The following is a 3,749-nucleotide window of genomic DNA, read 5'->3' on the forward strand; positions in this document are numbered from 1 at the left end:
TTCGTCCGTTTCCAGCGCCTTCAGGCGCGGCAGGAGGCGCGCCACGACATCGCGCCCGAAGCCCGTGCCGATACGCCCGACATGGACCAGCTGACCGTCACGGTTGACCCCGGCGATCAGCGACCGAAAGGCGTCGCCGGTAGTGGTCCAGCCGCCGATGACCACCTCGTGGCCCTGACGGCACTTGGACTTGCCCCAGGTTTCGCCGCGGCCCGACTGGTAGGGCGCGTCGAGCCGCTTGGAGATGACGCCCTCGAGATCCATGCGGCAGGCGGAGAGCAGCACCGCATCGCCGGCGGTGATGAAATGCTCGACATAGCGGATATTGGCCGGCGCGCCGGCCAGGTGCGCCCGCAGACGAGCCTTTCGCTCCGACAGGGGCAGGGGCCGCAGGTCCTCCTGGCCGGAATACAGCTGGTCGAAGACGAAGAATATCAGGTCCTTGGTCCTGCCCTCGGAGATCGCCGCCTGTAGCGCGGCGAAATCGGGCGCGCCGGTAGCGTCCAGGGCCACCACCTCGCCGTCGAGGATACCGTCGCCGAGGCCCGCGCCCGCCGCCACGATCTCCGGAAACCGGGCCGACCAGTCCAGGCCCTTGCGGGTGAGCAGGGTCGCCTTGCCGCCCTCGGTGCGCATCTGCATGCGATAGCCGTCGAACTTGATCTCATGCGCCCAGCCGGGGCCGGCGGGCGGCTTTTCCAGCGTCCGAGTCAGCTGCGGCGCGATGAAGGCCGGCAAGGTGGCGACGGATTTCGCCTTCGCGGCCCTAGGTTTGGGCTTTGGCTTGGGCGTTGGCGGCTTGGACTGCCCGGCCGAGCCCGCGTCAGCCCCCTTCGCGATCATGAACGGCCTGATCGTCCCGCCCTTGCTGTCTGCGATCTCGGCCATGGTCCGCCCCGAGGCGACGGATCGGTCGTCGTCCGTCGGCCCGGCGACATCGCCCTCGACCGCCCCGTCGTCGCGATGCTTGATCAATAGCCAAGCGGTCTTGGCCCGCGTCCCGCCATCGCCCTTCAGGCGTACGAGCACCCACCCGCCGTGCATCCGCTCGCCCTCCATGACGAACTTCAGCTCCCCCCTGGAAAGGGCCTGGTCGATGTCCTCGAAGCCCGTCTGCGGCGCCCAGAAGCCACGGTCCCACAGCATCACCGTGCCGCCGCCATATTGACCCTTGGGGATCACGCCCTCGAAGTCGCCATAGTCGAGCGGGTGGTCCTCGACCGCCATCGCCATCCGCCGGTCCCTGGGGTCCAGAGACGGCCCCTTGGGCACGGCCCAGGATCGAAAGGTCCCGCGTGTTCGAGCCGCAGATCAAAATGCAGGTGACTGGCGGCATGCTTCTGGATGACGAACCGCAGCGCCTGGGAGGGCGCGACCCTGGCGTCCTCGCCCGACGGCTCCGCTGTCCGGGAAAAGTCGCGCATCTGCTGGTATTTGGCGAGCTTGCTGGCGGCCATCGATCTGCTCCGGCTCGGGTGAGGACCAACAACGAACAGCTCGGCCACGGGATCCGGCCGGGCGGCGGGCGCGGACTCCTTTCCCGCCCCGAGGCGTTCAAGACGGCAGGAGATCCGCCCATGAGCCCGATCGCCGGCAAGACCCGGCCGTTCCGCGTCCACGCGCGTCACGTGGACAGCCACCAGGCCCGCCTCCTGCAAGAGGCGTCCTTCGAAACGGCCGCCGTAGCCTATGTCGAGGATTTCCCCCCGCCAAGGACCGACGCCGCTGAGATCAGCGTCATCGTGCGCGAGGCCGACACCGGCCAAGCGCGCTGTTTCCGCATCGACCTGGGCTCCGGCGACGCCGCGCCCTCCGACCAGAGTCTTTCCCGGGGCGGACGAACGAATCGCTTCCTGAGTCGTTGAGTCGGTCCGAGCGCCCGCGGCGCCGCCCGAGGGACCCGACATGACCTATCGCCCGACCTGGCAAGGACACCTGAAACTGTCGCTCGTGACCTGCCCGGTCGCGCTCTACACGGCCACCAGTTCGGCGGGAGACGTCCACTTCAACCTGATCAATCCAAAGACTCATAACCGAATCCGGATGATCACGACCGACCCGGACACCGGGCCGATCGAGCGTTCCGAACTGGTCAAGGGCTATGAGATTTCCAAGGGCGAATACATTTTGCTGACCAATGACGAAATCGACGCCGTCAAGCTTGAGAGCACCCGGACCATCGAGATCGAGCGCTTCGTCCCGGCCGCCGAGATCGACCGCCTCTATTGGGACAACCCCTATTTCCTCGCGCCCGACGGCAAGTTGGCCCAGGAGGCCTTCGGCGTGATCCGCACCGCCCTGGAAAGGTCGGGCAAGATCGCCCTGGGCCGCGTGGTGATCGGCGCCCGAGAACGGATCGTGGCGCTCGAGCCCCGCGACCGCGGCATCCTGGCCTATACGATCCGGACCGACGCGGAGGTGCGCGAGCCCGACGAGATCTTCGCCGGCATCAGCGACAAGGCCGCCGACCCGGCGATGATCGCCATCGCCGAGAAGATCATCGCGCAACTGGAAGGCCCCTTCGATCCCAGCCAATTCGTGGATCGCTATGAGGAAGCGCTCAGGGCGCTGATCGAGGACAAGAAGAAGGGTCACAAGCCCGCCAGGGTGGCCGAGCCGGACGACACCAATGTCGTGGACCTGATGGCGGCGCTGCGCGCCAGCCTCGGCGGCCAGACCAAGCACGCCGCGAAACCGGCCGCCGGGTCAAAACCCGCCAAGGCGCCGTCCAAGGCCAAGGCTCGCAAGGCCAGTTGAGCACTGGCCAAACGCGGCCGCGCGCGGCCACTGGCGAGCCAATGGCGGCGACACGCGTCGATTCAGGCGTTTTCTATATCAGCAGCCATCCGCGAGCAGGCGAATGACGCCAGGAGCGGCGCCCTAGATGGCGACGTCGTGATCCTCGACAATCTGGCGGCCCACAAAGCCCCGCCGCCAGATCGCAATCTGATCGAAAATACTTTTTCGAAGCTGGAGATCTCTACTGAAAGGGACGCCACCCGAACTTTCGAACAAATTTGGGCGCTTTCGCGCGGGCCATCGGCGCCCCACACCCAGTGAATTCGCCAACTAATTCTTTGCTGCGGACAATGTACGAGTTAGAAAAACTTGAATTCAAATAGATCCCGATAAATAAATCGTAGCTAAATTATATTTTATTTTCTCTCAAATTTAAGCAATCAAGCTGCACAAAACGCTACACGGTGGGCGGTTTTTGAAAATTCACCCGAGCCAGCATCGCGCCAGCCACCGCCAAAAGGGCGCCGCCGATGCCGAGAAACGGAACACCGTTACCCACATCGTTCACAAGGGCGCAAATTCCATAGCCAATATTGCCGCTGGACAAGGAAATAAGCAGCACTATTGCTATCAATGAACTATTAGACTTGGCCATCGTTCATCATCCTATTTCGGTCAAACGCGCCAGACAAGGCTTTCTGTCCCGGCGAATTTGAAGAAAGGCGATATGGAAGGAACGCCCCGTAACGCCTTGGGCCTCTTTCAGGATGGCCACGGCCCGTTTCGACAGGGGCACGACATGCTCGCGCTTCATCTTCATGCGACTGGGCGGGATACACCAGCCTCCAGATCGATCTCCACCCCGCTGACGAAGCTCGCCCGGGCGCAGGAAGACGTGCGGGGCCAGGCGATGGGCCCAGACCGTCGACGGCATGCCGGCGAACGCGTCTATGGACCTCAGCAGGGCGCCCAAGGCCTCTGGTCTCGATGATCGCGGCGTGATGCTCTCA

General features: G+C 64.6%; 5 protein-coding genes and 1 pseudogene. 3 read left to right on the forward strand and 3 right to left on the reverse strand.

Annotation, left to right across the window (positions count from 1 at the left end; all coding sequences use genetic code 11):
- Positions 1–1,272, reverse strand: a 1,272-nt coding sequence (ligD, locus tag CSW58_RS12945) for a non-homologous end-joining DNA ligase (RefSeq protein WP_236627827.1), incomplete at its 3' end; no start/stop codon positions are given.
- A 23-nt stretch (positions 1,273–1,295) separates the two neighbouring features.
- On the opposite strand from ligD, the gene CSW58_RS15495 reads away from it, so the two are divergent.
- From CSW58_RS15495 to CSW58_RS14190, 3 genes are all read left to right on the forward strand, one after another.
- A complete protein-coding gene (locus tag CSW58_RS15495; RefSeq protein ID WP_236627828.1) occupies positions 1,296–1,865 on the forward strand; it encodes a DUF5961 family protein in 570 nt (189 codons plus the stop codon).
- A gap of 40 nt (positions 1,866–1,905) precedes the next feature.
- Positions 1,906–2,757 carry a Ku protein gene (locus CSW58_RS12955; protein WP_099447562.1) on the forward strand — a complete coding sequence of 284 codons (852 nt, stop codon included), beginning with the start codon at positions 1,906–1,908 and terminating at the stop codon, positions 2,755–2,757.
- Between the two features lie 138 nt (positions 2,758–2,895).
- A complete protein-coding gene (locus CSW58_RS14190) occupies positions 2,896–3,060 on the forward strand; it encodes a hypothetical protein (protein WP_161494622.1) in 165 nt (54 codons plus the stop codon).
- 136 nt (positions 3,061–3,196) lie between these two features.
- Here the strand turns inward: CSW58_RS14190 and CSW58_RS13830 are convergent, their stop codons facing one another.
- Positions 3,197–3,394, reverse strand: coding sequence for a hypothetical protein (locus CSW58_RS13830; protein ID WP_143755213.1), 198 nt, complete (start codon positions 3,392–3,394; stop codon positions 3,197–3,199).
- Between the two features lie 6 nt (positions 3,395–3,400).
- Positions 3,401–3,749, reverse strand: a pseudogene (locus CSW58_RS15500) (hypothetical protein); the annotation flags it as partial.

The organism is Caulobacter sp. B11 (assembly GCF_002737765.1).
In the GTDB taxonomy this organism is placed as follows: Bacteria; Pseudomonadota; Alphaproteobacteria; order Caulobacterales; family Caulobacteraceae; genus Caulobacter.

Excerpts from the sequence above, each read along its gene's own strand:
- CSW58_RS12955 (WP_099447562.1), top strand. The coding sequence starts at position 1,906 with ATGACCTATCGCCCGACCTGGCAAGGACACCTGAAACTGTCGCTCGTG.
- CSW58_RS13830 (WP_143755213.1), bottom strand. The coding sequence starts at position 3,394 with ATGGCCAAGTCTAATAGTTCATTGATAGCAATAGTGCTGCTTATTTCC.